This window comes from Ferrovum myxofaciens, from assembly GCF_000735045.1.
Lineage (GTDB): Bacteria > Pseudomonadota > Gammaproteobacteria > Burkholderiales > Ferrovaceae > Ferrovum > Ferrovum myxofaciens.
The window spans coordinates 21,935-48,130 of sequence record NZ_JPOQ01000010.1; the positions used below are offsets into that span (position 1 = coordinate 21,935).

Annotated in this window: 29 protein-coding genes and 2 tRNA genes; 17 read left to right on the forward strand and 14 right to left on the reverse strand. The window is 52.6% G+C overall.

All coding sequences use genetic code 11. The features are described 5' to 3' along the window. Positions 1-28: 28 nt before the first annotated feature. Genes IV91_RS0102450 through trxB form a run of 6 tightly spaced genes read right to left on the reverse strand, consistent with a single transcriptional unit; the run spans position 29 to position 6,031 of the window. On the reverse strand, positions 29-958 hold the full coding sequence (locus tag IV91_RS0102450; RefSeq protein WP_051861897.1) for a formyltransferase: 930 nt from the start codon (positions 956-958) through the stop codon (positions 29-31). Further along, positions 951-1,916: a glycosyltransferase gene (locus IV91_RS0102455; RefSeq protein WP_035417009.1), complete on the reverse strand. Its 966-nt coding sequence runs from the start codon at positions 1,914-1,916 to the stop codon at positions 951-953. Before IV91_RS0102455 ends, IV91_RS0102450 begins: the two co-directional genes overlap by 8 nt. Next, on the reverse strand, positions 1,913-3,052 hold the full coding sequence (locus tag IV91_RS0102460) for a DegT/DnrJ/EryC1/StrS family aminotransferase (protein ID WP_031595744.1): 1,140 nt from the start codon (positions 3,050-3,052) through the stop codon (positions 1,913-1,915). Before IV91_RS0102460 ends, IV91_RS0102455 begins: the two co-directional genes overlap by 4 nt. Next, positions 3,039-3,410, reverse strand: coding sequence for an SMR family transporter (locus IV91_RS0102465; RefSeq protein ID WP_031595745.1), 372 nt, complete (start codon positions 3,408-3,410; stop codon positions 3,039-3,041). Before IV91_RS0102465 ends, IV91_RS0102460 begins: the two co-directional genes overlap by 14 nt. Next, a complete protein-coding gene (locus tag IV91_RS0102470) occupies positions 3,407-5,059 on the reverse strand; it encodes a glycosyltransferase family 39 protein (protein WP_035417010.1) in 1,653 nt (550 codons plus the stop codon). The genes IV91_RS0102465 and IV91_RS0102470 overlap by 4 nt, the downstream gene beginning before the upstream one ends. 9 nt (positions 5,060-5,068) lie before the next feature. After that, positions 5,069-6,031, reverse strand: coding sequence for a thioredoxin-disulfide reductase (trxB, locus tag IV91_RS0102475; protein ID WP_031595747.1), 963 nt, complete (start codon positions 6,029-6,031; stop codon positions 5,069-5,071). Between the two features lie 93 nt (positions 6,032-6,124). On the opposite strand from trxB, the gene IV91_RS0102480 reads away from it, so the two are divergent. Together IV91_RS0102480 and lolA are read left to right on the forward strand one after the other, a co-directional pair. Beyond that, a complete protein-coding gene (locus IV91_RS0102480; protein ID WP_051861899.1) occupies positions 6,125-8,467 on the forward strand; it encodes a DNA translocase FtsK in 2,343 nt (780 codons plus the stop codon). Then, a complete protein-coding gene (gene lolA, locus IV91_RS0102485) occupies positions 8,464-9,084 on the forward strand; it encodes an outer membrane lipoprotein chaperone LolA (RefSeq protein ID WP_031595750.1) in 621 nt (206 codons plus the stop codon). Before IV91_RS0102480 ends, lolA begins: the two co-directional genes overlap by 4 nt. A 3-nt stretch (positions 9,085-9,087) precedes the next feature. Here the strand turns inward: lolA and IV91_RS0102490 are convergent. From IV91_RS0102490 to IV91_RS0102510, 5 genes are all read right to left on the reverse strand, one after another. Further along, positions 9,088-9,164, reverse strand: a tRNA-Arg gene (locus IV91_RS0102490). Between the two features lie 20 nt (positions 9,165-9,184). Then, positions 9,185-9,261, reverse strand: a tRNA-Pro gene (locus tag IV91_RS0102495). A gap of 62 nt (positions 9,262-9,323) precedes the next feature. Beyond that, positions 9,324-9,734, reverse strand: coding sequence for a dihydroneopterin aldolase (locus IV91_RS0102500; RefSeq protein ID WP_031595751.1), 411 nt, complete (start codon positions 9,732-9,734; stop codon positions 9,324-9,326). 1 nt (position 9,735) lies between these two features. Then, entirely contained in the window at positions 9,736-10,470 is a 735-nt protein-coding gene (locus IV91_RS0102505; protein WP_031595752.1) for an SDR family oxidoreductase, read from the reverse strand. Between the two features lie 120 nt (positions 10,471-10,590). After that, on the reverse strand, positions 10,591-11,772 hold the full coding sequence (locus IV91_RS0102510; RefSeq protein WP_031595753.1) for a BaiN/RdsA family NAD(P)/FAD-dependent oxidoreductase: 1,182 nt from the start codon (positions 11,770-11,772) through the stop codon (positions 10,591-10,593). A 196-nt stretch (positions 11,773-11,968) separates the two neighbouring features. On the opposite strand from IV91_RS0102510, the gene IV91_RS0102515 reads away from it, so the two are divergent. Continuing rightward, on the forward strand, positions 11,969-12,868 hold the full coding sequence (locus IV91_RS0102515; protein WP_031595754.1) for a D-hexose-6-phosphate mutarotase: 900 nt from the start codon (positions 11,969-11,971) through the stop codon (positions 12,866-12,868). Here the strand turns inward: IV91_RS0102515 and nhaA are convergent. From nhaA to nifV, 3 genes are all read right to left on the reverse strand, one after another. Further along, the gene (gene nhaA, locus IV91_RS0102520) at positions 12,853-14,028 is read right to left on the reverse strand and encodes a Na+/H+ antiporter NhaA (RefSeq protein ID WP_031595755.1); all 1,176 of its coding nucleotides are present in this window, start codon (positions 14,026-14,028) and stop codon (positions 12,853-12,855) included. The two genes, IV91_RS0102515 and nhaA, sit on opposite strands and share 16 nt — an antisense overlap. A 183-nt stretch (positions 14,029-14,211) precedes the next feature. Beyond that, on the reverse strand, positions 14,212-15,108 hold the full coding sequence (locus IV91_RS0102525; RefSeq protein ID WP_150112354.1) for a hypothetical protein: 897 nt from the start codon (positions 15,106-15,108) through the stop codon (positions 14,212-14,214). A gap of 220 nt (positions 15,109-15,328) precedes the next feature. Further along, complete coding sequence (gene nifV / locus IV91_RS0102530) at positions 15,329-16,462, reverse strand: homocitrate synthase (protein ID WP_031595759.1); 1,134 nt, start codon at positions 16,460-16,462, stop codon at positions 15,329-15,331. A 62-nt stretch (positions 16,463-16,524) separates the two neighbouring features. On the opposite strand from nifV, the gene IV91_RS0102535 reads away from it, so the two are divergent. From IV91_RS0102535 to nifK, 14 genes are all read left to right on the forward strand, one after another. Then, positions 16,525-16,803: a hypothetical protein gene (locus IV91_RS0102535; protein WP_031595761.1), complete on the forward strand. Its 279-nt coding sequence runs from the start codon at positions 16,525-16,527 to the stop codon at positions 16,801-16,803. A gap of 29 nt (positions 16,804-16,832) precedes the next feature. Further along, on the forward strand, positions 16,833-17,051 hold the full coding sequence (locus tag IV91_RS0102540) for a 4Fe-4S binding protein (protein WP_031595762.1): 219 nt from the start codon (positions 16,833-16,835) through the stop codon (positions 17,049-17,051). 8 nt (positions 17,052-17,059) lie between these two features. After that, on the forward strand, positions 17,060-17,299 hold the full coding sequence (locus tag IV91_RS0102545) for a nitrogen fixation protein NifZ (protein ID WP_031595764.1): 240 nt from the start codon (positions 17,060-17,062) through the stop codon (positions 17,297-17,299). 13 nt (positions 17,300-17,312) lie between these two features. Beyond that, entirely contained in the window at positions 17,313-17,663 is a 351-nt protein-coding gene (locus IV91_RS19635; RefSeq protein WP_084189863.1) for a DUF3024 domain-containing protein, read from the forward strand. Then, the gene (locus IV91_RS0102550) at positions 17,660-18,784 is read left to right on the forward strand and encodes a cysteine desulfurase family protein (protein WP_031595765.1); all 1,125 of its coding nucleotides are present in this window, start codon (positions 17,660-17,662) and stop codon (positions 18,782-18,784) included. The genes IV91_RS19635 and IV91_RS0102550 overlap by 4 nt, the downstream gene beginning before the upstream one ends. After that, positions 18,781-18,990, forward strand: coding sequence for a putative nitrogen fixation protein NifT (nifT, locus tag IV91_RS0102555; RefSeq protein ID WP_031595767.1), 210 nt, complete (start codon positions 18,781-18,783; stop codon positions 18,988-18,990). The genes IV91_RS0102550 and nifT overlap by 4 nt, the downstream gene beginning before the upstream one ends. A gap of 1 nt (position 18,991) precedes the next feature. Then, positions 18,992-19,249 carry a hypothetical protein gene (locus IV91_RS15590; RefSeq protein ID WP_035417014.1) on the forward strand — a complete coding sequence of 86 codons (258 nt, stop codon included), beginning with the start codon at positions 18,992-18,994 and terminating at the stop codon, positions 19,247-19,249. Then, positions 19,246-20,382 (forward strand): DegT/DnrJ/EryC1/StrS family aminotransferase, encoded by a 1,137-nt coding sequence (locus tag IV91_RS0102565; protein WP_031595770.1) that lies wholly within the window; start codon positions 19,246-19,248, stop codon positions 20,380-20,382. The genes IV91_RS15590 and IV91_RS0102565 overlap by 4 nt, the downstream gene beginning before the upstream one ends. Before the next feature lie 19 nt (positions 20,383-20,401). Beyond that, positions 20,402-20,698: a 2Fe-2S iron-sulfur cluster-binding protein gene (locus IV91_RS0102570; RefSeq protein WP_031595771.1), complete on the forward strand. Its 297-nt coding sequence runs from the start codon at positions 20,402-20,404 to the stop codon at positions 20,696-20,698. Between the two features lie 14 nt (positions 20,699-20,712). Then, positions 20,713-20,922, forward strand: coding sequence for a hypothetical protein (locus IV91_RS0102575; RefSeq protein WP_031595773.1), 210 nt, complete (start codon positions 20,713-20,715; stop codon positions 20,920-20,922). Continuing rightward, positions 20,919-21,743 carry an SIR2 family NAD-dependent protein deacylase gene (locus IV91_RS0102580; RefSeq protein WP_031595774.1) on the forward strand — a complete coding sequence of 275 codons (825 nt, stop codon included), beginning with the start codon at positions 20,919-20,921 and terminating at the stop codon, positions 21,741-21,743. Before IV91_RS0102575 ends, IV91_RS0102580 begins: the two co-directional genes overlap by 4 nt. Before the next feature lie 366 nt (positions 21,744-22,109). Next, a complete protein-coding gene (gene nifH, locus IV91_RS0102585; RefSeq protein ID WP_031595775.1) occupies positions 22,110-23,009 on the forward strand; it encodes a nitrogenase iron protein in 900 nt (299 codons plus the stop codon). Between the two features lie 142 nt (positions 23,010-23,151). Then, positions 23,152-24,609: a nitrogenase molybdenum-iron protein alpha chain gene (gene nifD, locus IV91_RS0102590; RefSeq protein ID WP_031595776.1), complete on the forward strand. Its 1,458-nt coding sequence runs from the start codon at positions 23,152-23,154 to the stop codon at positions 24,607-24,609. A gap of 31 nt (positions 24,610-24,640) precedes the next feature. Then, entirely contained in the window at positions 24,641-26,179 is a 1,539-nt protein-coding gene (nifK, locus tag IV91_RS0102595) for a nitrogenase molybdenum-iron protein subunit beta (protein WP_031595779.1), read from the forward strand. Positions 26,180-26,196 lie beyond the last annotated feature (17 nt).

Below are 26,196 nucleotides of genomic sequence, written 5' to 3' on the forward strand. Positions count from 1 at the left end.
CATTCCAATAAACGGGGAAAGGCGTATTTTAAGGGCTTTTTGTTGCGGGCCAAGGATCCGGTACGCAGCCTTGGGGAAACGTGGCCTTGAATTGCGCTGTGTTCAGACCTTGCCCCCGCCATTCTGCTTGTAACAGGTAGAGGGGTTGCCCATCCCCGCCCTGAGTCCTTGCCAGGGCATCCGGGTGGGGATGAAGACTGGTCTTAAGAACGCGCAGGGGTTGCCCGTTTACCAGGGTAAAGGCTCCGGGATAGGGAGGGGCCACGCCTCGCACCAGATTATGAATGGCCTGGGCAGGTTGGCTCCAGTCGATTCTTCCATCTTCGGGGCGGCGTCCACCACAGTAATTTCCCTGGGACAAATCCTGCCGATGATGCACGGCTTTTCCTGCCAGCAGAGCGGGAAGCACTCGAGAAAGAGCCCGTTCGCCCGCCTCGATGACGCGCAGGAAAACATCATGAGCCGTGTCGTCCGGACCGATGGGCACTTTTTCCTGGGCGATGATATCGCCTTGGTCTGGTTTGAGAGTCATGACATGCAGGGTGGCACCAGTTTCCATTTCGCCACAAATGACCGCCCAATTCACCGGAACCCGTCCCCGGTACCGGGGCAGAAGCGAACCATGCAGGTTATAGGCGCCGCGTTTGGGCAGAGCGAGCAAGTCGGCACCCAGCATCTGTCGATAATAGAAAGAGAAAAAGAAATCCGCATGAAGGGCGGCAATTCGCTCCACCAGAGCGGGATCATTGGGGTTTGGGGGGGTAAGGGCAGAAATGCCCTGGTGAGATGCCCATTCGGCCACACTATCAAACCAGCGATTTTCAGTTGGGTCATCCGGGTGGGTCACGATCAAAGCAATATCCAGGCCGGAACGATGGAGCACCTGGAGGCAACGTACTCCCACTGAATGGTAGGCAAACACCACAACACGTACCGGATTTTTGACTTTATCAGGCATCGCCAGATTCCTCCGGTGGCAAGGGGGCTTCCAGGATGCCCTGGATGAGGAAACGCGGACGATCGCGAACTTGCTGGTAGATGCGTCCGATGTATTCTCCCAACAGACCAATACCGAACAGCAGAATACCGATCAGGAAGAAGGTAAGGGCAAAAAGGGTGAAAACTCCTTCGGCTTCAGGACCGACGATGAGGCGGCGCAGAACCAGAAAAATGACAAACAAGGCGGATAACAGCGACAGACCCATGCCAAGCAAGGAAAAGAACTGGAGGGGCAGGATGGAAAACCCGGTGATTAGATCAAAATTAAGACGGATCAAACTATATAAGGAGTACTTGGATTCCCCCGCTGAACGTTCTTCATGCCCCACCACGATTTCCGTAGGGTTGGAGGAGAAACTGTAGGCCAGGGCAGGAATATAGGTGTTCACTTCACGACAGGAAACGATGGCCTGGATGATCCGCTGGTCGTAGGCCCGTAACATACAGCCCTGATCGGTCATGTGGATATGAGTGACCTTTTCACGCAGGCGATTCATCAGGCGCGAAGCCCAATGGCGCCAGGCACTGTCTTCCCGGGTGCGGCGGATGGTCCCGACATAATCATGGCCTTGATTCATGGCGGCAAGAAGATTGACGATTTCTTCTGGAGGATTTTGCAAGTCGGCATCCAGAGTGATCACCCGCTTGCCCCGACAATGTTCAAACCCTGCCATGATGGCCATGTGTTGCCCATAGTTACCGTTGAAGAGGATGACGCGGGTCACCTCGGGGCGCAATTGGAATTGCTCGCGCAACAGGGCAGCGGAGCGGTCGCGACTGCCATCATTGATGAAGAGTATTTCGTAAGGGATTTGCAGGGCATCGAGGGCTGGATAGAGACGGTCGAAGAGCAGGTGCAATCCGGTTTCTTCGTTATAGACCGGAATGACGACGGAAAGGGCAGGTTTTTGATTCATCGGGCAGCCTGTTTCAGGATTTTTTCCAGGGTTGCGCAGACCCGGTCTACCTCCTCCAAGGTAAGGGTGGGATAGAGGGGGAGGGTCAGGGTTGTGCGTGCGATGCGCTCGGCATGGGGGAAATCTCCCGCCTGGTATCCCAGAGCTGAATAGCGGGTGGTCAGATGCAAGGCTTCATAGGAGATTCCGCTACCGATGCCTTCCTGATGCAAAGCGTCCATGATTTCCTTGCGGCTCCAGCGCAACTGCTCGAGGGGCAGGAGGGGGGCAAAGAAATTCCAACTGTGTCCCTCGTCTCCTCGAAAAGGCAGTTCACAGGGTGGATCGGTGTGCAGACGTTCAAAATAGCGGGCGACCAAGACATGACGGCGGGCGATGAATTCCTCGAGACGGGCCAGTTGCATCAACCCGAGGCGCGCATTGACATCGGGCAAGTTGGATTTGCTGCCGGTGACCACGACGTCGCGGGTCCCGTCGGGCAGGCGGACAATGCCGTGGAAGCGCAGACGCTCGGCGGTGCGCGCCTCTTCTTCGCTGGCAAAAATCAGTGCCCCTCCCTCGATGGTGGTGAGGGTTTTGTTGGGATGAAAACTGAAACTCACCATGTCCCCAAAACTGCCGATGAGTTTTCCTTTCCAGCGACTGCCAATGGCCAGGGCGGCATCTTCGATAACCCGTAGTCCATGTTCTTGGGCCAAGGCATAGAGGGGTTCCGGAGCCACCGGCCAACCGGCAAAATGGGTTGGCATAAGGGCACGGGTGCGGGGCGTAATGGCGGCTTCGGCAGCATTCAGATCCAGATTGCGGGTGATGGGGTCTACATCCACAAAGACGGGGGTGGCACCCGTGCGAGCTACTGCATTGGCACAGGCAAAAAAGGTCTGGGCAGGGATGATGACTTCATCGCCGGGGCCGATGCCCGCCGTTAGGACCGCTACCTCAAGGGCCGCCGTGGCCGAAGAAAAGACCCGGACCGGGCGTCCTCCGTGATACTCGGACAGGGCTTTTTCGAAAGCCAAAACCTGAGGCCCTGAAGTGATCCACAGGGAACGCAGGGTATCCCCGACGGCTTCCACCATGAATTCATCGATTGTGGGGCGGGCAAAGGGCAGATAGGGCAGGTTACGAGCGGACAATCAAATATACTCCTACGAGAATGACGGCAATGCCTGAAATCCGGCTACCTGTCAGAGTTTCTCCCAACAACGCCCACGCCGCCAGAGCATTGACCACGTAGCCAATGGACAACAGGGGGTAGGCCTGGGAAACAGGGACGCGTGAAAGTGCCAGAATCCATACCACCACACTGACGGCATAGCAGAACAGTCCCGCCAGAATGGGCCATTGAGTACAAATTTTGAGCGCAATGGGCCAGAGGTTCTCCCAGGTGAATGCAAACTGCCCCAACTGGTTGGTTCCTGCCTTAAGCAGCAACTGGGCCACGGCATTGAGTAGCACACCGGAAAGGATGAGAGAAAAACTGACTAGGCTCATGTTCGAGCCACTATAACACGGTGCGCATCCCGAAACAGAAGGTGCATGGGGAAACCTTGGTTTTTCATGACGTCGTACAAAGGTGGAGGAAGAATGGCCAAGGCCCCCAGATCCGAGGCCCAAAGCGGTTTGAACTTTTCCAGGGTAGGAATGAAGTGTTGGGGTTCCAGACTTAGACCAAAGGCCATTTCATCTTGATAAGCCACAGGAATGACGGTGCGTTGCAGATAAAAATCCAGCGTCTGGTCGTAGGTGTTCACACTGTATAGATGGCTGGCCGCTGCGAATCGAGGGCCCAGACGGTGGGCGAGGGTGACCCCGGATTGAAAATCTGCCAGGGTGTTACTCCCGCTGAGCAGCAGTTGGGTGACGAGCAGCGTACCGATGGCGACAGTTTTCAAACTGCGGTCAGGCAGGGCACGCTGGCGGTGGGCCAGGTAGCCCAGAACCAGAGATAGTGCGGCAGCAGTGGCAATCCAGTAAGAAAAATTCTGGTAACCCGGAATCATGTCCGGGTCCATTCCCAACGACCAGCCCAAACTTTCAGGGAGGGTGGGGAACCTAAAAAGTAACGCAGTAACTCCGAAAAAAGCGCCGCCCAGGGTCAGCAGAAGAGGGGGGCTAAGCGGGAAGGGGCCCGGGCGCAAACTGAGTTGGCGGGCGCTGAGCAGTACCAATGCCGGGAAGGCCGGGAGAATATAGTCGGGTAACTTGGAGCCGGACAAACTGAAGAAGACGACGACGAAGAGGGCATAAATGGCGAGAAATCGGGCGGGTGAGAAATGGCGACCATGGCTGCGAAGCAAGGTGTTTCCTGTGGCGCGCAGAGCCACCAGAGTCCAGGGGAAGAGACCTGCCAGCAAGATGGGGATAAAATACCAGACAGGTTCCACCCGTTGATGGAGAGTGGTGGTATACCGGTCAAACTGTTCGTGTATGAAAAAAAACCACAGAAACTCGGGGTGAACGCGACTGGCCAGCCAGAACCAGGGTAAGGTGAGCAATAAAAACAAGGGCAGGCCGGGAAATGGGTGAAGTCTTTTCCAGGGGCTCAGATCACGGGTGAATAGGGTGTAGAGCACTAAAGTACCGCCGGGGAGCGCCAAGGCCATGAGACCCTTGCTCATGAATCCGGCGGCGGCGGCACCCCAGGCCAGGGTCATCCAGAAGCGCGGAGAGGATTCCTGTTGGGCCAGCAGAAAACACCCCACCGCCAGAAACATCCAGACTGTAACCCCCATGTCGAGGGTGTTGATATGTCCCAGCGCGGTGTAATAGAAGGTTCCTGCCAGGAGTAGGGGCGCACGCCATCCGGCTTCCGTTCCGAAGAGGCGCCGAGCAAAAAAAGCGCTGGCCAGGATTCCCAAAAAGCCGAGCAAACCGGTCCAAAGACGAGCAGCCAGTGGGGTAGGCCCCAGCAGGTCGATGCTGAATGCCGTAGCCCAGTATTGCAGGGGTGGTTTTTCATAGTAGGGAATGCCATTCAGGTGGGGGGTTACCCAATCTCCCGAAACGGCCATTTCCCTGCCGATTTCGGCATAGCGCCCTTCATCGGGCCGAGTGAGGGCGCGCGTCCCCAGTCCCAAGCTCCAGATCATCGCCAGCAGGATGACCCAGATGCCGCAGGTTTTGATCGGTTTGACGTTCAAGGGTGTGGCTTAGCCGGCATGGGCCAAACTTTCCAGATAGCGCTGGGCGTCAAGGGCAGCCATACATCCAGTGGCGGCGCTGGTGATGGCCTGACGGTAAACTGAATCCTGCACATCACCTGCCGCAAATACGCCGGGAATACTGGTTTCGGTAATGTTTCCGGTGCGACCCGTACGTGTGATCAGGTAGCCACCATCCATTTCCAGTTGGCCGACAAAGAGTTCCGTGTTGGGGCGGTGACCAATGGCGATGAACACGCCTTTGACCGTCAATTCTTCAGGGATTCCGGAGGAGGTATGGCGCAGACGTACTCCGGTGACTCCCGACTCATCTCCCAATACTTCATCGAGTACATGATCCCAGCGAATACTCAGGGTTCCCTGCGCCACTTTTTCCATGAGTCGATCCACCAGAATGGGTTCGGCACGAAGGCGGTCACGACGGTGAACAAGGGTGACGTGAGCGGCCAGATTGCTGAGATACAGCGCTTCTTCCACTGCCGTATTGCCTCCCCCGATCACGGCGACTGTCTCGCCCCGGTAGAAGAAACCATCACAGGTGGCGCAGCCTGATACGCCGCGTCCCATGAATGTTTGTTCCGAAGGTAGGCCCAGATAAAGTGCGGAAGCACCGGTGGCAATGATCAGCGCATCGCAGGTGTAAACTCCGTCATCCCCTTCCAGGACGAAGGGACGGGTGTTCAGGTCCGCCCGATGAATTTGGTCAAAGAGGATTTCGGTGTGAAAACGTTCGGCGTGGGCCTGAAAGCGTTGCATCAAATCCGGTCCCAGGACACCATGCACATCGGCAGGCCAGTTGTCCACCTCAGTGGTGGTCATCAACTGGCCTCCCTGAGCAATCCCGGTAATCAATACCGGTTGGAGGTTGGCGCGCGCAGCATAAACTGCCGCAGTATAACCGGCGGGGCCGGAGCCCAGGATCAGTAGACGTGAATGACGGCGTTTGGGCATGGTCTTCTCCCGTAATTAAATCAGCCCATGATTGTACCATCCTCCCTTCGATGACTCTTATCGTTTCGAAGTCAGAAAGGCTATAATCAGCCCATGAGTGATTCTCCCCTTGCCCTGAAGTTGACCCGTCTGTTGTGCGAGGCCCTGTTGTTGCTGGTGGTATTGCTGGCACTTTATCTCGCTTTGTCCCTGTTGACCTATCATCGGACCGATCCAGGGTGGTCCCTGGGATCGGCGGTCAATCGTCCTGACTGGGAAGTCTCCATCTCCCATGTGGCCAACGCGGGTGGACGGGTGGGGGCTTGGTTGGCAGATTTTTTACTTTATCTGTTCGGGTTTTCAGCGGGTTGGTTCGTGGTCGTTCTGGGTTGGGTGGCCTGGCGCGGCTATCGTTATCTCAAACTCGAACCGAACTTCAGCGGGGCAAAAGAAACTGTGTCGCCGGTACCTCGGTACTGGTTCGTTCTGATGGGCCTGGGGTTTCTGCTGATGGTGGTTTCCAGCGCAGGGCTGGAAGCCATGCGTCTGGCCGGAATGCATTTCGAGTTGCCTCTTCAGGCCATGGGCGAAGGGACCTGTAGTGGCGGTGGTGGCGTGCTGGGGTGCGAACTGGCCAGTTGGGCCATTCAGGGGGTCGGACTGAGTGGGGCGGTCATGTTTCTGCTGTTGGCATGGGCCCTGGGGTTTTCACTCATGACGGGGATTTCCTGGCTACACTTGGCGGAATCCTTGGGAGCGACCTGTGAAAATCTCTTCCGCCGCTTCAACTCGAAGCGCAGTGTGGCCATTGATCGGCGCGTGGGACGTCGAGCTGGTGAGCAACGCCAGACCTTGGTACAGGAAGCCCGCAAATTACAGGAAGATCACGAGCCTTTGCAGGTGTTGCCGGTCACTACCCAGATCGAGCCTTCCATGCAGGCGGTACGGGAACGTCAGGTGCCCCTGTTCAAGGATCTTCCCGATTCCACCCTGCCTCCCCTCAAACTCCTGGACGAGGCCAATTCTGTACGGGAATCGGTGAGCCAGGAATTGCTGGAATTCACGTCGCGCCAGATCGAACGAAAATTGGCGGATTTTAATGTCAGCGTGAAGGTATTGGCTGCCTTGCCTGGTCCTGTCATCACGCGCTACGAAATTGAACCGGCAGTGGGGGTCAAAGGGAGTCAGATCATCAATCTGGTGAAGGATCTGGCACGTGCTCTGACCGTCGGAAATATCCGGGTTGTGGAATCCATTCCGGGAAAGAATTGCATGGGTTTGGAAATACCCAATGCGCGGCGCGAAACCGTACGACTCTCTGAAATTTTAGGGGCGGCGGTCTATGGAGATATGGCTTCGCCCCTTACCTTGGCGCTGGGTAAGGACATTGCCGGCAATCCGGTGGTGGTGGATCTGGCCAAAATGCCCCATCTTTTGGTGGCGGGAACAACAGGGTCTGGAAAGTCCGTGGCCATCAATGCCATGATCCTGAGTTTGCTGTATAAAGCGACACCGCAGCAGGTTCGTCTGGTTCTGGTGGATCCCAAGATGTTGGAATTGTCGGTTTATGACGAGATTCCACACCTTTTGGCACCGGTGGTGGTGGACATGAAGGAAGCGGCCCATGCCTTGAACTGGTGTGTGGCAGAGATGGATCGTCGTTATAAACTTTTGTCACAATTGGGAGTGCGAAACCTTTCCAGTGCCAACCAAAAAATCAATGAGGCGTTCCACAAGGGACAACCACTCATGAATCCTTTATCTCTGACCCCAGATACTCCGGAGCCACTGGAACCGATGCCTTTCATCGTGGTGGTGATCGATGAATTGGCGGATCTGATGATGGTGGTGGGCAAGAAGGTGGAAGAATTGATTGCGCGGATTGCCCAGAAGGCACGGGCTGCGGGGATTCATCTGATCCTGGCGACCCAGCGTCCTTCGGTGGATGTGATTACCGGGCTGATTAAAGCCAATATCCCCACCCGTATCTCCTTTCAGGTCTCCAGTCGGGTAGACTCACGCACCATCCTCGACCAGATGGGTGCAGAAGCGTTGCTGGGTCAGGGAGACATGCTTTATATGCCCACAGGAGCCGGTTATCCGCACCGTTTGCACGGGGCTTTTGTGAGCGATGACGAGGTGCACCAAGTCGTGCATTATCTGAAGGCGCAGGGCAAACCGGCCTATGTGGAAGGAATGTTGCAAGGAATCGAGGAGGGCATGGATCCGGAAACGGCTCCAGGGCAGTCCACTGGAGAGCAGGATCCTCTGTATGACCAGGCCGTGGCATTGGTATTGGAAACGCGGCGAGCCTCGATTTCTCAAGTGCAGCGCCACTTGCGGATTGGTTATAACCGCGCGGCGCGCTTGATTGAAGATATGGAAAAAGCGGGTTTGGTGTCCAGTATGGCCACCAATGGCAGTCGGGATGTCTTGGTGGGAGGAGGGCGGGAATGAAGCAATGGAAACTGTGGTTCGGCGTAATTTTGTGGATGGGAAGTATGGGGTGGGCCAGCGCCTCCGGTCTCGACCGTCTGCATGCTTTTCTGCGCGACACGCGTAGGGGAGAGGCACAGTTCGAGCAGCGCAACCTCAAGGGACAGGGAGATACGGGAGGAACCGTCAGTCGGGGCGTCTTCCTGTTTTCGCGGCCGGGCAAGTTTCGTTGGGAGTATCGTAGTCCTTATCCACAGACCTTGGTGGCAGATGGTCAGACCCTCTGGATCTGGGATCCGGATTTGCAGCAGGTGACCCGAAAAAAAATGAGTCAGAGTTTGGGCAGTACTCCGGCCGCCTTACTGGCGGGGGATGATGCCTTGGAGAAAGGGTATGTGGTTACGGAGGGTGGGGAGAGCGAGGGGTTGGAATGGGTGATGGCCAAACCCAAAAGTACGGAATCAGGGTTTGAATGGGTCAAAATGGGATTTACGGATCAGGCGCTGGCGCGGATGGAGTTGAGGGATAGTTTTGGACATACCCTCAGCATCGTGTTTACTCAATTCGAGAAAGATCCAAAATTCACTCCGGATACTTTTCATTTCACTCCCCCTCCGGGTGCCGACGTCATTCAATAGGAATGGCGTGCCCGACAGGAATCGAACCTGTAACCCCCAGCTTAGAAGGCTGGTGCTCTATCCGATTGAGCTACGGGCACTCGCTCGGGTCGACTCTCTATGGTCGGGGTGGAGAGATTCGAACTCCCGACATCCTGGTCCCAAACCAGGCGCGCTACCAGACTACGCTACACCCCGAACCCGAGATTATCCTACAGGCCCCTGTTTTTTGTCAAGGATAGCGCTTTCTCGACCTTCCTTTATACGGCCCCAGGTCTGAGAGGCTGAGAACGCCGAATGGAAACAGACACCGTAGCCACTTCTGGCCACATCCGGTACTTCATTACCTTGATTTCGCAAACCCGGACTTCGGGATTACGCAAAAGGAGATCGGCGATTCGCTGGGCCAGCACTTCGATCAGCGTCACAGGTTCGGAGATGGCTTGCTTGATGGCATCATAAACGTGGTTGTAGTCGTAGCCAGAGAGCAATCCTTCCCGTGAATCTGCAATGTGGCAGAGGGTGTCGGGCACTTCAACACTCACCGTGAGAGAGACCTTCTGGGGTTTGCCTATTTCAAAGGCATTGATCCCGATTTCTAACTCGAGGTCAATGCCCTCCAGAACGAAACGGGTAAGAGAATCAGAAGAAAGGGGAGGGGTCAGGGGCATTTTAACCTTCGATATGGAGTGACAGACCGCCATCAACGGTCAGAAAGGAGCCGGTGGTAAAAGTGGCTTCGCACAATAAAAAACGAACGGCACGAGCCAATTCATCAAACTGGCCCAAGCGCTTCAGGGGCACTGCATGCAGGATTCTTTTTTGATTTTCTTCGGCAAACGCCTGGGATTTGTGCGGCCAGTCAAAGTGACCGGGGAGTACGGTGTTGACCCGAACCTGGGGCGCAAGTTCCACGGCCAGGGCTTGCATTGCGGCCATCAGGGCATTCTTGGCAATGTGGTAGGTCAGGTAACCGGACGCCGGGCGATGAAAGTGAATATCACCGATGGCGACAATAGCACCTTGCCGTTTTACCAAGGAGTCACGACATTGGCGAATCAGGCGTAGATGGCCATAAAGGTGGCTACCCAGATCCCGTTCCAGGTGGTCTTCGTAGTTATCGAGGTCTGTCGGGGAAAAATCCGAGGCATTGGCCACGATGCCATCGATGTCCGTACAAAAGAAGGGAGGGGGAAAAGGATTGCACAGATCCTCCACCCAGAGTCGAGCACTGTGCGCACGCTGAGCATTCAAGGAATGGTAAAGAATGTCGGCATCAACCTGCGAGGAGGTACGGCAATGTATGATGACGCGGTACCCAGCGTCATGCAGTGATCGTACGATGGCGGCTCCGCCGCGACGTGCTGCCCCCGTGACGACATACTGATTGACACGTGGATTGTCCATGTTCTTAAATTGGGAATATTGGCTGGATCGTTGCCGATGACAGGCAATTATGCTTGAAAAGGGAGGTCAAGTCCAAAATTTGCTGCTAATTCTCTTCGGTCAGTGCGGAAGCCAAAAGATTCATACCGCCTGTCCGGCAGCATTTCCGCTGGCCCAAGCCCATTGAAAATTGAATCCACCCAGATGTCCCGTTACATCCACGGCTTCCCCGATAAAGTAAAGCCCCGGAACTGCTTTGGATTCCATGGTTCTGGACGATAAGCCCTCCGTGGCAACGCCCCCCAGGGTAACTTCGGCTTTGTTATAACCCAAGGTTCCCGAGGGTCGGATCCGCCAGTTTTCGAGGGCATCCGCGATTTTTCGTAGTTCCGGTGGGGTAAACTGGCAGAGTGGTTTTGACAGATTATGGGCGGCACACCATTGCTGCGCAAATCTGCGCGGCAAGACCTCTGCCAGGAAATTATCGATCCGAACTCGACTGGAACCATGGGCGCGGAGCCAGGTTTCAGCGTCCTTGTCTGGCAATAAGTCGATGGAGATGAAATCTCCGTTTTGCCAATAGGAAGAAATTTGCAGAACAGCCGGGCCAGAAATTCCTTGATGGGTAAATAACAGGGACTCGCGAAAACGTCCTTTGCGACAAGAGACTTCGACTTCCAGGGAAAGGCCGGACAAATCGCCAAACTGTCTCAGGGTTTCAGGTTCCAGGGCCAGCGGTACCAGGGCCGGACGGGGCGAGATCACCGTCAGGCCAAATTGTTCGGCGATTTGATAGGCCATCGGGGTCGAGCCAATGGCTGGGACGGCCAGTCCCCCAGTGGCCATGACCAGCGCCTGGGTCTGATAAAGGCCCTGGTTCGTCGCCACCTGAAATCCTTCTTCATTTCGGCCCACCGTTTGCACTTCGCAGGGCATGCGCCAGTTTACCTGCCCCTGCCCACATTCACTCTGTAACAAGGCGATGATCTGCTGGGCGCTGCCATCACAAAATAATTGTCCCAGGGTTTTTTCGTGGTAGCGGATGCCGTAACGTTCCACCAGAGCAATGAAATGTTGGGGAGTAAAGCGCGTGAGGGCAGAACGGCAGAAGTGAGGATTCTGGGAAAGATAATTATCCGGTGCACAGTGAAGATTGGTGAAATTGCAGTGCCCGCCCCCGGAGATACGGATTTTCTCGGCCAACTTTCGACCGTGATCGATCAGTAACACCTTACGACCCCGTTGTCCCGCCTGAGCAGCACACATCATGCCCGCTGCGCCTGCACCGATGACGATCACATCCCAAGATTCTTTTTTGTCCATGGGGCTTATGATAAGCCATGGAGGTGGATCCACGCGCCACCGGTATGGAAAAAATGGATTCTTGCCCTCTAGGATACGGAGACCAGAACGGTTCGGTAGGTCTGGGAGAGGTTTTCCAAAATTCTGGTCTTCAGGATCCAATTGTGAGACGATGACCCTGAAATAGGATCGTCCGTCCATTTGTTGAGGAGGAAAGGTGGAAAGTATTGCCGAATTGAATCATCGCCATGGTATTCCGAATCAAGTGAGTTTTTGTCAAGACTCCAACGGTTTCATTCATGTGGATGTGAACAACCCATGGGCCTCTGCGCGCATTGCTCTTCAGGGTGCTCAACTGACGAGTTGGGTGCCGAAGGGCGAAGAACCGGTCATCTGGCTGTCAAAAGAAGCTTCCTTCTTGAAGGGAAAGTCGATCCGGGGGGGGGCTCCTGTATGCTGGCCATGGTTCGGACCGCACGAATCGCAAGGGGATTTCCCTGCCCACGGCTTTGCGCGCACTGCCCTGTGGGAAATATTGCGCGTGGAAACGCAGACAGACGGAACCACTCAACTCACCTTCCTCCTTCCGGAAACCGCATTTCCAAAAAATCAATGGCCTTATGCCACTACCCTGAAGAGCCACATCACAATCGGTTCTCACCTGGAAGTGGATCTTGTGACCCACAACTTGGGAAGCCAACCGATAATCATTGGACAAGCCCTCCATACCTACTTTCGGGTGGAAGATGTCCGTACCGTTCGCTTGCTTGGACTGGAAGAATGCATCTACCTTGACAAGGTGGAGGGTGGGGATCGCAAGGTTCAGAAAGGGTCGGTGAATTTTACGCAGGAAACCGACCGTATCTATCTGGGGGCCACACAGGATATTCTGATTGAGGATCCTCTGATGAAACGCCAAATCCGGATTACCAAGAACGGGAGCGCATCCACAGTGGTCTGGAATCCCTGGATTGAAAAGTCGGCAAAATTGGGCGATATGGGAGAGGAAGGCTATCTTCACATGGTCTGTGTGGAAAATGCCAACGCGGCTGAGGACGTGATCACCCTGGCTCCGGGGGCTGAACATCACCTGTGGGTTCGCTACTCCATACTCTGAATTTCAGAGTTGGACAGTTTCAACCAAAGAAAACCGAGTGTCCCTGCAGCAAGGGACGATAGAAGAATCGCCAATTTTGATGCATCGATGATTTCCGCCTTGCCGGAAAAGGCCAGATTGGCGATGAAGATGGACATCGTGAAGCCAATTCCCCCTAGGAGACCGGCTCCGAAAATGTGCCGCCACTTCAAGTCGAGGGGAAGTTGACAGACGTTTATTACGACAGCCAGGAAGCACGCCAGGGTAATACCCGCTGGTTTGCCGAACACCAGGCCTGCGATAATTCCCCAACTGTTCCTGCTCGCCAGGCTGTTTTGCCATGCGGGTCCGATGATAAACCCCGTATTGGCCAGGGCAAACAGGGGCAGGATCATAAAAGCCACCGGTTTGTGCAGAAAATTTTCAAGTCGGTGAGAAGGCGATTCTTCGTCCTCTGCCTTGGCTGAGAAGGGAAGGGCGAAGGCGAGCAGGACCCCGGAAATGGTGGCATGAACACCGGATTTGAACATAAAAAACCACATCAGAACTCCGCCCAATAAGTAGAGCGGCATCCACATGACCTTGAATACCCGGTTAAGAACGAGGAGTAGAATAAATACGCCCAGCGCACTGACCAAATGGATCAGGGAAAACTGCGCAGTATAAAACAGGGCAATCACGATTATCGCGCCAAGATCGTCGATCACGGCGAGTGCCGTCAGGAATATCTTCAGTGACGCTGGCACCCGGCTACCCAGCATGGACAGCACACCCAGAGCAAAGGCGATGTCTGTCGCCATCGGTATGCCGGTTCCGGCTTGAGTCGGAGTTCCTGTGTTCAGCATGAAATGAATCAATGCCGGGACACTGATCCCGCCGAGTGCAGCAACTACCGGTAACAGCGCATTTTTTGGATTTGAAAGTTCACCGTTGTAAAGTTCGCGCTCTAACTCCAGACCCACAAACAGAAAAAAAATTGCCATCAATCCATCGTTCACCCAGTGTTCTATGGTCAGGCCAGCAATAGGGACATGCCAGAAACCCAGGTAGTCATGCCCCAGGGATGAATTGGCAAGGGCAAGTGATACGAGGGTACAGAAAATCAGGAGAATACCGCTCGACTTTTCAGATTCAAAAAAATTATTGAATGTCCTGGAAAGCACTGTTTGAATGTCAGCCATGGTTTTTTGGGGTACGACAAAGTCGCGTGAGTGGGTCAGTATAGGTCATGGGCTCTTTTCATAAACATAAAATTGTGAAGGGGGGCACCACGCTTTATTGGCTCATGCCAAAAGAGTTCGTTAAAAGGAAATAGGGTGGGCTTGTGGCAGTCAAGCCCACCGATCGTGTGTTTTCTTGCTGAATTAGAATGCCAGTCGGGCCGAAGTGACCCAGCCATTACCAAAGGTGCTGAATCCACTCATGTTGGTCGTTTGATACCCTACACCCAGAATAAGTCTGGTTCGACCTTCGAGAGGAATTCGACCGAAGAGGATACCGTAAGTGACGACCATCTGATCTTTCCCGGAGAGTAGACCCCCCTCCCATCGGGTTAAACTGGTTTCGATTTCTGGCCAGAAATAGTTGGAAAAATGCCCTTGAAACGAGGTATTCCAGACGGTGGGTTCGCCAAAAATATTCTGGTTTCCAGACGGAAAACTTTTACTATATGTACTTTGTACATTTACCCCCTGATCCCGAGTTCCCCAACCTTTTCCAACCGCCAGAGTCGGGGTGGTAACAGTATAGTTCTGGGTAAAAGCGGTGCTCCCCGTTGGAAGACTCACCCCCATGAAGCCCGTGACGATATAGTTGCCATGTTCTTCGTTGGCAGACAGGAATCGGTATTTCATGAGAAGCGATTCATCCGCCCATCCCGAGGTTGTGGTTTTGGGAGTTTGGTTGCTCATGTAGCCAGGTTGCCCGATGATGACTTCAACATGTTCGGAGGGAATCAATTCCAGTCCCTTTCCGCCCCCGTTGTTGGTCAGTGTGGTTCCCCCTGTCTTGTTTTGAATGATTTGATCGTAGCGATACTCTTCTTCCAGGCGCGGGGTCACCGTCACCAGTGGGGTCATCCAATGGGGCTGTTCCTCCTGAGTTTTATCGACGGTGGCAAACCAGCCATCCTTCGTGCTGGATTCAGGAGAATCGGAGGAAAGAGAATTTGGATCCGGATCGGCAAAGGCATTGAACGTCAGGGAAAACAGTCCTGAGCTGATCAATCGTGATGAGGTTGATTTGCTTATGAGTGAAGTCATGGTGATTTAACCTTGTTGAGTTTGTGTGCGAAGAGATTGTCGTTATGTAGTTAACTATATAACGATGGTCAAAACTACAACAGTAACCTAAGCAATTCCTGTGCCAAAATTATCTAGTTGATAATTAATGGTTAATTATGATCACCAGAAGAAATGTAGCAAACACGACAAACCTGATCAAACAAAATTCTTAAAACGACCTCTCTAAGTCAGGGGGCCCTCAGTGAGGAGGGGGCAATATCGATAGAGTTTCCGCGTAGAAGCGTTTCAGGTCTCCGGCATTGGGAGTTTGCTTGTTGGCAATCGCGTGATTCCGAATACGACCAAGGATTGATTTGACCTCGGCATCATTCAGCAGAATACCGAGTTTGGCGTAGGCGTTCAGAACGGATTTTGAGCCTGAATGCTTTCCCAGGACGAGGCAGTGTTCACGACCTACTTCAGCGGGGTCAAAATTTTGATAATTAGTTACATTTTTGAGTAGGCCGTCAATGTGAATCCCTGATTCATGGGTAAAAACGGAACTGCCGACAATACATTTATTGGCAGGGATCGGACGGCCAGAGGCGCATGCGACCAGTTCTGATATTTCCGGAAAGCAACGCGCGTTGATACCCGTTTCAATGCCATAAAGGTGTCTCAAGCCCATGACGACTTCCTCAAGGGGTGCATTACCCGCCCTTTCCCCCAGACCGTTGACCGTGGTGTTGACGTGGGTCGCACCGGCAGTGACGGCGGCAAGGGTATTAGCCGTAGCCAAACCAAGATCATCATGGGCATGAATTTCGATTTCCAGGTCCGAATTTCTTTTCAACTGCTGGATTCGATCAAAGGTCGTGAAGGGATCCAGTAGTCCCATGGTATCTGCAAACCGAAATCTTCTGGCTCCCGCAATTTGCGCCGTTTCCATGACCTGCATCAGAAAGTTCAAATCGGCGCGGGAAGAATCCTCCCCACCAACACTGACCTCAATGCCCAGATCCCGGGCTTCGCTGACCTGACGGCTAATGGTATTCAATACCCACTTTCGATCCCGGGCGATTTTATTGAAAATCTGAAGGTCGGAAACTGGAATAGACAGATTGACGATGTCAGCCCCACATTTTGCCATGGCAAGCAGGTCTTCATGCAACATTCTGCCCCACACCATCAAACGGGCAGAAAGTCCCATTTTTGTGATCGCCTGGATGATTTCCTGTTCTTCCGGGCCAAGGATTGGAATACCTACCTCCATCTCGGGAACCCCGGATTCTGACAGCGCGCAGGCAATGGCAATTTTTTCTTCCGCATTGAAAGCCACTCCAGCGGTTTGTTCGCCGTCGCGTAACGTTACATCGTTAATGATTACAGTCATGTCAACCCCCGGATATTCAGGCATTACCTAACCCTGAGCAATAGTTGTGCCAATAGGGAGAAGTGATTGGAAATTTCGACAAAGATCCATTGAAAGACGAATTCAGAACCTTGAAGAGCAGGACGGATGACTGGAAAAAGGGGGGAAACCAAAAAAATAGAGCGATTCAGGTAACAAACATTGAACCGCTGGATCAATGGAGGGTTGTCGCGTTTGCGACAGATGAGACAGGGATGTATGGATATAAACAAATTAAAATTGGTTGTATTGTAAGGATATTTTATGTTTTTTTAGTAAGTTTTGAATTGGCATGCTTGTTGCTCATGATTTGGGTCGTGTGAGTGGAATCAACTTCGAGAGGAATACCAAAATGGCGTACAAGATCATTTCATCCCAATGTACCGCGTGTTCGGCCTGCGAACCGGAATGCCCGAATGTAGCGATTTATGAGAAGGATGGAACCTTTGTGATCAATCCGAAAAAATGTACGGAATGCATCGGTTATTTTGATGATGCGCAGTGTGTGGCTGTCTGTCCTGTGGAAAACACTTGCGTCATCGATAACAACTACCCCCGTTATCAGGCCTAGGTGAAATCATGATAGGTGAAAGAATTCCAAAGTATCAGTGGGGACAGCCGGTCACAGCCATAACGGATCTTTTGAACGATGGAACCTTTCCTGGAAAGGAGCCGGGCGATCTACTCGTGAAGACTGGGTGTAGCGGCGAGATCGTTCAAGTGGGTAGTCATGAAGAGACCAATACCCCGGTTTATCTGGTGGAGTTCGCTGAAGGATTGGTGGTGGGTTGCCTGGAAGAGGAGTTGGTATCCCTCTGAAGATCGGCGGCACATGGACGATGGGGAGGGTTCTTTGGAAAGGTATCCACATCCCAATGAAGTTGATTTCAAAAGAATTCAAAAAAAATTATCCGAAAGGTGCAGGTATCGCTATGTTTCCCCGGAAGTGCATTCCATTCCCGGGGGATACGAAGTCAGGAGTCCTTGTTGTTCCCGGAATATTGATAAGACAGGTGGGACTATCGACATTGCCAGGATTGAATTCAACAGGGAGAGTGGAACATGGCAACTTTATCGAAAGGATCACAGCCATGGAACTTGGTGTCTTGAGTCCGAATTTGAAACGTTACCGCTGCTTCTGACCGTACTTAATCAGGATAAACATAGAAAATTTTGGCCATGACTTACTTCGATTACAACGCAACGACACCGCTTTCCAAGGAATGCCTGGAGGCTGTGATTGTGGCTATGAGCGAATTTGGAAATCCTTCCAGCACCCATGGTGTTGGCCAATTAGCCAAACAGAGATTAATCAGGGCCAGGGGAGAGGTGGCGGAATTTTTAGGGGCTGCTCCTCAGGAAATCATATTTACCAGTGGGGGCACTGAGAGTAACCACATGGCGATTCTGGGGGCTTGCGCAGCTCTGCCTGGCAGGAAGCAAATTGTCACCAGTAGGGTAGAACATCCTTCGACGCTGCTACTGCTGGCAGATCTGGAAAAAAAGGGCTATCGGGTGACGAAGTTGGGTGTAGACAGCGATGGGAATCTCGACTTGTCCGATCTCGAAAGTGCCGTGACCGAAGAGACTGCTCTGGTTTCTCTGATGTGGGCCAATAATGAAACTGGAGTGATTTTTCCGGTGAATTCCGCAGCGGAGATCGCTCATAAAAGCGGAGCATTGTTTCACACCGATGCCGTGCAAATTTGTGGCAAGGCTGAAGTGAACATGAAGTCAACGGCGGCTGATTTTCTTTCATTGTCAGGCCATAAGATGCATGCTCCCAAGGGAATCGGCGTTTTGTTTGTGAGGAAGAAGCAGTGGTTACCCCCCATTTTTTTCGGTCATCAGGAAAGAAAAATGCGTGGGGGGACTGAAAATCTTCCGGGAATCGCTGCGCTGGGGGTGGTGTGCGGAATCCTGGCACAAAACTCCCACTGGAAAGAAATCGCCTGGTTGAGAGACTATCTGGAATCTCAGATTCTGCAAATGGTTCCGTTTGCACGAGTCAACGGAAAGAATGCCCTGCGGGTCAACAATACCAGCAACATTTGCTTTCATGGTCTCCCCAGCGAAGTGATCGTGGATAAGCTTGATCAACTAGGGATTCATGTTTCAACCGGCGCTGCCTGTACTGCAGGAGGAAATCACCCCTCTCATGTATTGCTGGCGATGGGATTGGGGCTGGGCGCGGAAAGTTCAGTACGGTTCTCTCTTGGTCGTGACACCTCAAAAGAGGAGGTGGATCATTTGTTGGGCGTATTGCCGGACATTATCGACAACATGAGGGGAAAGATTCAATGAAAGTCATGATCAGAAAAAATGCAACGGGGGGGCACTCGATCTATGTTCCCAAGAAGGATCTGGAAGAACCCATCCTTACCATGGAAAAGCCTGGACTTTGGGGAGGGAAGGTTACCCTTGGGAATGGCTGGATATTGGAACTACCGGAAATGGAGGCAGACACCAAGTTACCCATAACCGTTGAGGCCAGAAAAAGCGAGGGATGAAATGGATATCGATATTGAAATGATCGAGCAGTTTCTCGAAGAGTGTGAAGATAGAAGAAGTCTGTCGGCAATGTTCAAAGAGAGATTTCCCGGAGTTTCACTGACTCGTTGCGAGCCCTCTGATATAGCAGGTGATACGCCCTTCAGAAGCTGTCAGGAGTTTGATATCCATCTGGTGGATGGTCGGGATCACTGTTGGAAGATTACCCAGGAACTGCTTGAGGCCACGGGGGTGATTGTGGTGGAAAAAAAGCAATGATCACGCTTTCGGATCCCGACATCAGCCAACTTGAAATAGAAAGTGTCTCAGAGGTTCTGAGGTCACCTAGAATCAGTCACGGAAGTAAGGTCGAGGAATTTGAAACGGCGTTTGCTGCTTTTCTTGGCCGCAAACATGCCATTGCCGTTCATAGTGGAATCCTGGGCCTCGTGATTTCCCTACAGGCAAAGGGAATCGGTGTTGGGGATGAGGTGATTGCTTCTCCCTATGCGTGGCATCAGATCAGCCATGCAGTCTCTCATTGTGGGGCAACTCCGGTATTTTCGGAGATCGATTACTGGGCAGGAACCCTGGATCCTGTCAAGGCTGCAACTAAAATTACCTCGAGCACCCGGGCATTGCTGGTGGGAAATACCAACGGTCATCCGGCACCCTGGGATGAATTCATGGAACTTTCCAGAGCACGGGGTCTTTTATTGATCGAGGATTCCACCGAAGCCATTGCCTCACTTTACAAGGGCAAGCCGGTGGGTTCATTTGGAGATCTGGCGATTTTCGACTTTTCGCAACCAGGTCCTCTGGTTTGTGGAGAGGGAGGAATGATCGTGACAGACGATTCCCAACTTTATTCCGCCATCAGGCAAATCAGAAATCGTCGTCAGGATGAACGGTTTTCTGTCATTGCTGGGGTACGGTTACCCTGGGGATGCGTGATGAGCGATATGACGGCTGCTCTGGGATTGGTCCAGTTACAGCGGATTGATCGAATCCTGGAACGAAGAAAGGAAGTTGAAGATTTTTACTACGATCATGTGCGTTCCTTTGAAGGAATCAAAGATCCTTACATCGCCCAGGATGTCGATGAGGTTCATTGGTTTCTCTACCTGATTCATCTGGGTACCCGATTTTCGAAAAGTAGTCGTGACGCCATCATCCATGATCTACATACCGAAGGGGTTGAAGCGGCGGCTTATTGCCAGCCAGCCCATCTCCAGCCCTATTACCAGAAGGCAGGTTACCGAAAGGGAAATTTTCTGGTCACGGAAAAGGTGGCTGATAGAGTCATTGTCTTGCCCTTTCATGGGCATTTAACGGAAGACCAAGTGGGGTTCATCGTCAAGATCACCAAAGATGCTTCATTGAATGTAGGAGCCGGTTCGGCTATTTATTGATAGATAAAGGAGAAATGAAATGCCTGTTGTAACCATGATGCCCTCGGGGAAAAAAATTGAAGCAGCGGAAGGAGTCAGTATTCTTCACGCCATTCTTGATTCTGGCGAAAGTATTCCTCACAAGTGTGAAGGCAAGGCTGAGTGCGGTTCCTGTCATATATTCGTGACGGAAGGAAAAAAAAGTCTTTCCAAAATTCAGCGAGTCGAAAACGAAAAACTCGATACCCTCGTTGGGATTGGTTCCAAATCGAGGCTCGCTTGTCAGGCATTATTGGGCGGTGAAAATATCACCATTGAAATTCTCAGTTTCATGTAGGAGTACGACACACCATGGAAAATATCATGATTCATGTACGCTTCAACAATGACGCGACTGTCAGTGAAATTGGTGAGCGCCCATCTGCCCTGACGGCCCAGAACTGGTTCAATCATTTGAGTCGTAATACTCAAAATTGCTATGAATCTCTTTCAGGTGGCCGGGGTGTTTTCAGGCTTTCTACCGAACAACTCAACGTACTCAAACAGGAAATATCGGTATGAACGAGATCGGCTTGATCAGGGATGGCCTGGAAACAGGCCGGTTTATTCCCTATCTGGGCCCAGGGGTATTGGATCTCGTGCCGAATTGCCCGGTGCCCAATTCCCCGAATTCTCTGGTGGAAAAACTGGTTTCAAAAGCTTCTGTTCCGCATAAGGTTCGTAAGAACCTGACGGCTGCAGCTCAGTTCATCGAAAACTTCAAGCATCGGAAAAGTTTGGCCGGAATCATGACCGAGGCTTTCATGCCGCAAGTGGAGCCAAGCCCCCTTCATTATTATCTTGCGCGCCTTCCTTTGGGGCCCGCCTTGATCGTCGATGTCTGGTATGACAATGCCATGCAAAGAGCAATGTCACCGGGCGGTGATTGGGGGCAGGTGCACGGAGTCAGTCAGTCTGAACATTTTGGCACCTGGGTTCACTACTATCAGTCGGGGGGGGATCTTGTTGAAGCAAGTCAGGCTGATAACTGGAGCAAATTGATCTATAAGCCCTTGGGTTCAATTTCTCCAGGGAATAACTTTCTCGTGTCGGATACGGATTTTGTCGAAGTCATGACAGAAATCGATATTCAGACCCCCATTCCAGATGCGGTCAAACGCATTCGTGGGGGTAAGAACTTTGTCTTCATGGGGTGTCGATTCAGCAATCAACTGGAGCGAACTTTTGCTCGCCAGATCATGAAACGGTCCGCCCTCAAGCACTGGGCTGTTTTGCCAGGAGAGTTGACAAGAAACGAGGATAGATTCCTGAGGGAGCAGGGGATCGAGCGACTCGATATTTCCTTGGGTGACTTTGTACAGGAATTGGTCGTTCGGGCTTGAAAACTCTCCCTGTATTTTTCCACGGTTGAAAAGGATTTCCCGGCCGGATCTTTCGAAGGAATTGAAACACCCTGTTGGAATTATTGGAATGTTTTGCATGATTCATGACAGGGGTGTTGGATACCGAACAACTGATCGGTCCCTGATATTTTTTCGATTTAGTAAAATAATTAAATACAAACAATATGTTGTGATGATTTATCGGAAATGGCACGGACATTGCTTAGTTTGTACACAAACCGGAAAATATATTTCGGTTTGTGGGTGATAAAAAAAGTTTTTCAAGTTGTTGAGTTACAAAACCCGATGAACCAAGATTAATTTAGGGACTGCTATTCAATTTAACTGTATTCCAAGGAGAAAGAGATGGCTAATTTGAGACAGATTGCATTTTATGGGAAGGGTGGGATCGGGAAGTCGACGACTTCACAGAACACCCTGGCGGCGCTGGCGGATTTGGGTCAGAAGATTCTGATTGTGGGTTGTGATCCGAAGGCGGATTCGACGCGTCTGATTCTGCATGCGAAGGCACAGGACACGATTTTGAGTCTGGCAGCGGATGCGGGAAGCGTGGAGGATCTGGAGCTGGAAGATGTGATGAAGGTGGGTTTCAAGGGGATTCGCTGTGTGGAATCCGGTGGACCTGAGCCCGGTGTGGGATGTGCGGGACGGGGCGTGATCACCTCGATCAACTTCCTGGAAGAGGAAGGGGCCTACGACAACATGGATTACGTTTCCTATGACGTATTGGGGGATGTGGTGTGTGGTGGATTTGCGATGCCGATTCGGGAGAACAAGGCACAGGAGATTTACATCGTCATGTCGGGAGAGATGATGGCGATGTATGCGGCGAACAATATTTCGAAGGGGATTTTGAAGTATGCCAATTCCGGTGGCGTACGCTTGGGGGGGTTGGTGTGCAATGAGCGCCAGACGGACAAGGAACTGGAGTTGGCGGAATCGCTGGCGGTGAAGTTGAACACGAAGTTGATTCATTTCGTACCCCGCGACAACATTGTGCAGCATGCGGAACTGCGGCGGATGACGGTGCTGGAATATGCACCGGATTCGAAGCAGGCGGATGAGTACCGGAGCCTGGCGACGAAGATTCATGCGAACGCGGGGAATGGGACGATTCCGACGCCGATCACGATGGACGAGTTGGAAGACTTGTTGATGGAGCACGGGATCATGAAGCGTGTGGATGAATCGGTGGTGGGCAAGACGGCGGCAGAACTGGCGGCAGAACTGGCGGCGGCCCAGTAATTGGGGGGAACCCCGTCCGAGGTGAAGAGCCATGGGCGGGGGTCCGGGAAAGTTGCGCCGATGGTCCTGGAAAGGAGGGGCTATGGGTGGAGATTTTCCGGGTCTTGTAAACCCTTTATTCATTTTTTTATAGGAGGGCGAAATGAGCCTGACAGTAGAGCAAGTGAAAGTAAGAAACCAGGCGCTGATCGAGGAAGTTCTGGAGGTTTATCCCGAGAAGACAGCGAAGCGTCGAGCCAAACATCTGAATGTGTACGAAGAAGGGAAGACGGACTGCAATGTGAAGTCGAACATCAAGTCGATTCCTGGAGTGATGACGATCCGTGGATGTGCGTACGCAGGATCGAAGGGGGTGGTGTGGGGGCCGATCAAGGACATGGTGCACATCAGTCACGGACCGGTGGGCTGTGGACAGTATTCGTGGGCGGCCCGCAGGAACTACTACATCGGCACGACGGGGGTGGATACCTTTGTGACGATGCAGTTTACCTCGGACTTTCAGGAGAAGGACATTGTTTTTGGTGGGGACAAGAAACTCGAGAAGATCATGGACGAGATCGAGGATCTGTTTCCGTTGAACAAGGGGATCACGGTACAGTCGGAATGTCCGATCGGACTGATTGGGGATGATATCGAGGCGGTATCGAAGAAGAAGTCGAAGGAGTTTGGTGGGAAGACGATTGTGCCGGTGCGATGCGAAGGGTTTCGTGGAGTATCGCAATCGCTGGGGCACCATATTGCGAATGACACGGTGCGGGACTGGATATTTGACAAGTCGGAAGGGAAGCATCCGGAGTTTGTGAGTACACCCTATGATGTTTCGATCATTGGGGACTACAACATTGGTGGGGATGCCTGGGCCTCGCGGATTTTGCTGGAAGAGATGGGATTGCGGGTGATTGCGCAATGGTCTGGGGACGGGAGTATAGCGGAGTTGGAGAACACGCCGAAGGCGAAACTGAATGTGCTGCATTGTTATCGTTCGATGAACTATATCTCGCGACACATGGAAGAGAAGTACGGGATTCCCTGGGTGGAGTACAACTTTTTTGGACCTTCGAAGATCGAGGCATCGTTGCGTGAAATTGCAAGCCACTTTGATGACAAGATCAAGGAAGGGGCGGAACGAGTGATTGCGAAGTACAAGCCGTTGATGCAGGCGGTGATTGACAAGTACAAGCCCCGTCTGGCGGGGAAGACGGTGATGCTGTTTGTGGGAGGGTTGCGTCCGCGTCATGTGATTGGTGCATACGAGGATCTCGGGATGGAAGTGGTGGGGACGGGCTATGAGTTTGGTCATAACGACGACTACCAGCGCACGACCCACTATGTGAAGGACGGGACGTTGATTTATGACGATGTGACGGGTTATGAGTTCGAGAAGTTTGTAGAGAAGGTCCAGCCGGATCTGGTGGGGTCTGGGATCAAGGAGAAGTATGTATTCCAGAAGATGGGAGTGCCGTTCCGGCAGATGCACTCCTGGGATTATTCGGGTCCGTACCACGGGTATGACGGATTTGCCATATTTGCGCGGGATATGGATATGGCGATCAACAATCCGATCTGGGGATTGACCAAGACGCCCTGGGCGAATAGTTGAAGCCGATTAATATTGTGATAGGAGAGACATCATGACGCAGAACTCGAGTAGCGTACTGGATCATTTCAATTTATTTCGAGAGCCGGAATATCTGGAGATGTTCGAGAACAAGAAGAAGAATTTTGAGAATTCACACCCGAAGGAGCGAGTGGAGGAGATTCGGGAGTGGACCAAGACCTGGGAATACCGGGAGAAGAATTTTGGACGGGAAGCATTGACGGTGAATCCGGCGAAGGCATGCCAACCGTTGGGGGCGGTGTTTGTGGCGGTGGGGTTTGAAGGGACGATGCCGTTTGTGCATGGATCTCAGGGATGCGTGGCGTATTACCGAAGCCACCTGAGCCGGCACTTCAAGGAGCCGTCATCCTGCGTTTCGTCGTCGATGACGGAAGATGCGGCGGTATTTGGGGGTCTGAACAACATGATCGATGGGTTGTCCAATACCTACAGCATGTACAAGCCAAAGATGATTGCGGTATCCACGACCTGCATGGCGGAAGTGATTGGGGATGACCTGAACGGGTTTATCACCAATGCGCGCAACAAGGGGAGTGTGCCTGAAGATTTTCCGGTGCCCTATGCACATACGCCGGCCTTTGTGGGAAGCCACATTACGGGGTATGACAACGCGTTGAAGGGGATTCTGTCGAATTTTTGGGAAGGGAAGACACGGGTAGCGAAGGACAAGATCAACCTGATTGGGGGATTTGACGGTTACACCGTGGGGAATACGCGGGAAGTGAAACGGATGCTGGATCTGATGGGGGTGGACTACACGATCCTGGCGGACAACAGTGAGGTATTTGATACGCCTGCGGATGGTGAATTCCGGATGTACGACGGCGGCACGACGCTGGAGGATACGGCGGCGGCGTTGAATGCGAAGGCGACGATTTCGATGCAACAGTATTGCACCGAGAAGACGTTGTCGTATGCAGCGACCCATGGTCAGGAAGTGGTGTCCTTCAACCATCCGGTTGGGGTGGCTGGGACGGACAAATTTCTGATGGAAATATCGCGGATCACGGGTAAGGCGATTCCGGCATTGCTGACGAAGGAAAGAGGACGTCTGGTGGATGCGATTGCGGATTCAAGCGCGCATATTCATGGGAAGAAGTTTGCGATCTATGGGGATCCTGACCTGTGTCTGGGGCTGGCAGCCTTTTTGATGGAACTGGGGGCGGAGCCGGTGCATGTATTGTCCACCAATGGGGGGAATGACTGGCTCGGGAAGATGGAAGCCTTGCTGGCTTCTTCCCCCTTCGGAGCGGGGTGTCATGCCTATGCCGGGAAGGACCTGTGGCACATGCGTTCACTGCTGTTTACGGAACCGGTGGACTTTTTGATTGGGAATACCTACGGGAAGTATCTGGAACGGGATACGGGGACTCCACTGATCCGGATTGGATTTCCGGTTTTTGATCGGCATCACCATCACCGTTATCCGGTGTGGGGTTATCAGGGCGGGATGAATGTATTGGTGACGGTACTCGACAAGATATTTGACGAGATGGACAAGAACACCAATATTCCTGCCAAGAGCGACTATAGTTTCGACATCATCCGCTGAGGCGAAGTTTGGGTTGG

Coding starts and splice junctions, on each gene's coding strand:
- nifD (WP_031595776.1), top strand. CDS start 23,152: ATGAGCCTGACAGTAGAGCAAGTGAAAGTAAGAAACCAGGCGCTGATC.
- IV91_RS0102570 (WP_031595771.1), top strand. CDS start 20,402: ATGCCTGTTGTAACCATGATGCCCTCGGGGAAAAAAATTGAAGCAGCG.
- IV91_RS0102580 (WP_031595774.1), top strand. CDS start 20,919: ATGAACGAGATCGGCTTGATCAGGGATGGCCTGGAAACAGGCCGGTTT.
- IV91_RS0102505 (WP_031595752.1), bottom strand. CDS start 10,470: ATGGACAATCCACGTGTCAATCAGTATGTCGTCACGGGGGCAGCACGT.
- IV91_RS0102525 (WP_150112354.1), bottom strand. CDS start 15,108: ATGACTTCACTCATAAGCAAATCAACCTCATCACGATTGATCAGCTCA.
- IV91_RS0102575 (WP_031595773.1), top strand. CDS start 20,713: ATGGAAAATATCATGATTCATGTACGCTTCAACAATGACGCGACTGTC.
- nhaA (WP_031595755.1), bottom strand. CDS start 14,028: ATGGCTGACATTCAAACAGTGCTTTCCAGGACATTCAATAATTTTTTT.
- IV91_RS0102565 (WP_031595770.1), top strand. CDS start 19,246: ATGATCACGCTTTCGGATCCCGACATCAGCCAACTTGAAATAGAAAGT.
- IV91_RS0102455 (WP_035417009.1), bottom strand. CDS start 1,916: ATGAATCAAAAACCTGCCCTTTCCGTCGTCATTCCGGTCTATAACGAA.
- nifV (WP_031595759.1), bottom strand. CDS start 16,462: ATGACTGTAATCATTAACGATGTAACGTTACGCGACGGCGAACAAACC.
- IV91_RS0102465 (WP_031595745.1), bottom strand. CDS start 3,410: ATGAGCCTAGTCAGTTTTTCTCTCATCCTTTCCGGTGTGCTACTCAAT.
- IV91_RS0102500 (WP_031595751.1), bottom strand. CDS start 9,734: ATGCCCCTGACCCCTCCCCTTTCTTCTGATTCTCTTACCCGTTTCGTT.
- IV91_RS0102545 (WP_031595764.1), top strand. CDS start 17,060: ATGATAGGTGAAAGAATTCCAAAGTATCAGTGGGGACAGCCGGTCACA.
- nifH (WP_031595775.1), top strand. CDS start 22,110: ATGGCTAATTTGAGACAGATTGCATTTTATGGGAAGGGTGGGATCGGG.
- IV91_RS0102480 (WP_051861899.1), top strand. CDS start 6,125: ATGAGTGATTCTCCCCTTGCCCTGAAGTTGACCCGTCTGTTGTGCGAG.
- IV91_RS0102510 (WP_031595753.1), bottom strand. CDS start 11,772: ATGGACAAAAAAGAATCTTGGGATGTGATCGTCATCGGTGCAGGCGCA.
- IV91_RS0102550 (WP_031595765.1), top strand. CDS start 17,660: ATGACTTACTTCGATTACAACGCAACGACACCGCTTTCCAAGGAATGC.
- IV91_RS15590 (WP_035417014.1), top strand. CDS start 18,992: ATGGATATCGATATTGAAATGATCGAGCAGTTTCTCGAAGAGTGTGAA.
- nifK (WP_031595779.1), top strand. CDS start 24,641: ATGACGCAGAACTCGAGTAGCGTACTGGATCATTTCAATTTATTTCGA.
- trxB (WP_031595747.1), bottom strand. CDS start 6,031: ATGCCCAAACGCCGTCATTCACGTCTACTGATCCTGGGCTCCGGCCCC.
- lolA (WP_031595750.1), top strand. CDS start 8,464: ATGAAGCAATGGAAACTGTGGTTCGGCGTAATTTTGTGGATGGGAAGT.
- IV91_RS0102540 (WP_031595762.1), top strand. CDS start 16,833: ATGGCGTACAAGATCATTTCATCCCAATGTACCGCGTGTTCGGCCTGC.
- nifT (WP_031595767.1), top strand. CDS start 18,781: ATGAAAGTCATGATCAGAAAAAATGCAACGGGGGGGCACTCGATCTAT.
- IV91_RS0102450 (WP_051861897.1), bottom strand. CDS start 958: ATGCCTGATAAAGTCAAAAATCCGGTACGTGTTGTGGTGTTTGCCTAC.
- IV91_RS19635 (WP_084189863.1), top strand. CDS start 17,313: ATGGACGATGGGGAGGGTTCTTTGGAAAGGTATCCACATCCCAATGAA.